The 2,607-nt window shown below is 34.9% G+C and carries 2 protein-coding genes; both read right to left on the bottom strand.

What is annotated here, in order from left to right; all coding sequences use genetic code 11:
• Positions 1-27: 27 nt before the first annotated feature.
• A complete protein-coding gene (nifS, locus tag QZU83_RS10615; protein WP_295611953.1) occupies positions 28-1,236 on the bottom strand; it encodes a cysteine desulfurase NifS in 1,209 nt (402 codons plus the stop codon).
• Positions 1,237-1,312: 76 nt separating this feature from the next.
• The coding region (locus QZU83_RS10610) for an O-acetylhomoserine aminocarboxypropyltransferase/cysteine synthase family protein (protein ID WP_295611952.1) at positions 1,313-2,607 on the bottom strand (1,295 nt) is incomplete at its 5' end.

Raw genomic sequence — 2,607 nt, 5'->3', positions numbered from 1 at the left:
CCATAACTTTTTCTGAATAATCCATAATTAACACTTCCTACAGTTATCTTCATGTTTTTTACACATTATATTATCGTAATCAAGTTCCTGATTCCATAACGGTGACATTTGTCTTAATCTTTTAACAGCTTCTACAATTACATCAACAAATTCATCAACATCAAAAGCATCGCTTTCAGGCGCTAAAGATATTCTCAATGACCCATGAACATCAACAGGGTCAAGGCCTAATGCAGTCAATACTGGAGATGCTTCCAAAGTATTAGATGAACATGCAGATCCAGTAGATGCCTGATAACCTTTAGCATCCAATAAAAGAATTAAAGACTCACCTTCAATAGCTTTAAATCTAAAATTAACCAAATTAGGTAATCTAATTTCTTTAGATCCATTTAAATAAGCTTCAGGAATGGTTGTTAGTACCTTTTCAATCAGTTCATCACGAATTGAGGATAACTTTTCGTAATGTGCATCGAGGTTATCTGCTGCCAATTGACATGCTTTACCAAATCCAACAATTCCAGGAACATTTTCGGTTCCAGACCTAATTCCTTTTTCCTGACCTCCACCATGTATAAGTGGGACAACACGAGTTCCTTTTTTAATATATAAAGCTCCTACACCTTTTGGACCATTAATTTTATGAGAAGATAAAGAAAGTAAATCTACATTTAATTTTTCAACATCAACTTCAATTTTACCGAAACTTTGTACGGCATCAGTGTGGAATTTAATGCCTTTTTCACGAGCGATTTTACCAATCTCTTCGATTGGTTGAATGGTACCCAATTCATTATTTGCATGCATAATTGTTATCAAAATTGTTTCATCAGTTATTGCTTCTTTTAAATCTTCAACACTGATGATACCTTCCCCATTCACAGGCAAATAGGTTACTTTAAAGTCGAGGGATTCTAAAAATCCTAAAGTATTTTTTACGGCAGGATGCTCGATATTGGTAGTGATAATATGTTTACCTTTTTTAGATAATTTAAAAGCTATTCCCTTAATAGCGAGATTATCAGATTCTGATCCTCCGCTTGTAAAAATTATTTCTTCAGGTTTTGCATTAATAGCATCAGCCACTCTTTGACGAGCCAAATTTAATGCCTTTTTTGATTCACGACCAATTCCATAAAGAGTTGAAGGGTTTCCAAACTCTTCTGTGAAAAATGGTTTCATTTCTTCAAATACTTCCTCACTAACTTGAGTAGTTGCTGAGTTATCTAAATACATTTCATTATCTCCCAATTGTCTTTTTTTAATAAATAAAAATTTTTAAGTATATATGTTTTAAGTGATTAGATAGTAACTAGATACTATCTAACGCTTGACTTAAATCTGCAATTAAATCATCAACATCTTCCAAACCGATGGAAAGTCTGATAAAGTCTGGTGTTACACCTGTTGCTTCTTGTTCTTCAGGAGTCAATTGTTGATGGGTAGTACTTGCAGGGTGAATTGCTAAACTTTTTGCATCCCCAATGTTTGCAAGAATTGAGAATAATTCCAATTTTTCAATTACTTTTCTTCCGGCTTCTTCTCCACCTTCAACACCAAAACCTAAAATACCTGCAAAATTGTCTTTCAAGTATTTTTTGTTGATTTCATATGTTGGGTGTGATTCAAGACCAGGATAATTTACCCATTTGACTTTAGGATGTGATTCTAAAAATTTAGCTACTTTTAATGCATTTTCAGAGTGTCTTTTTACTCTAACATCTAAACTTTCAAGTCCTTGCAAGAATATGAAGCTGTGTACCGGTGCTTGAGTTGCTCCGAGATCCCTTAAGAGTCTTGCTCTTATTCTTACAGTAAATGCAAGGTTTCCAAGTTCAGGAACATCTCCGAATGAATCCCAAAATACAATACCATGGTAACTTGGATCAGGTTTTGTGAAATTGTTAAATTTACCATTTCCCCAATTGAATTTACCAGAATCAACGATATAACCTCCAACAGCAGTACCATGACCTCCGACATATTTGGTTGCAGATGCAGCAATGACATCAGCACCATGTTCCAATGGTCTGACAAGTCCTACACCAACAGTATTATCTACAATTAACGGGATGTCATGTGAATGTGCAATTTCTGCCAATGCTTCAAAGTCAGGCACATCCAATTTTGGGTTTCCAATTGATTCAACATAAATTGCTTTGGTTTTTTCATCAATTGCATCTTCAAAAGCCTGTAAGTCTTGTGAATTAACAAATTTAACTTCCCTTGCCAAGTCTTTAAAAGTATAATTAAATAATTGGTATGTTCCACCGTAAAGGTTGTCTGCAGATACAATGTTGTCTCCAGGTTCGGTTACATTCAATATTGCATATGAAATTGCTGCAAGACCACTTGATGTTGAAATACCTGAATTACCGCCTTCGATAGCAGCAATTCTTGCTTCAAATACATCACTGGTAGGGTTTGTTAATCTGGAATAAATTTGTCCAAATTCTTGAAGGGCGAATCTTCTTGCAGCCTCATCTGAGTCTTTAAATACATATGAAGTAGTTTGGAAAATTGGAACTGCTTGTGCCCCAGTTACGGGGTCTGGAGTTTGTCCTGCACGTACACCTAATGTTGCTAATCCATAATTTTTATTTGTCA

This window comes from uncultured Methanobrevibacter sp., from assembly GCF_902771435.1.
Taxonomy (GTDB): Archaea; Methanobacteriota; Methanobacteria; order Methanobacteriales; family Methanobacteriaceae; genus Methanocatella.
This window is presented reverse-complemented; position numbering and strand designations above follow the sequence as displayed.

Bases quoted from the DNA above. Each gene is read 5' to 3' on its own strand.
- nifS (WP_295611953.1), bottom strand. From the start codon at position 1,236: ATGTATTTAGATAACTCAGCAACTACTCAAGTTAGTGAGGAAGTATTT.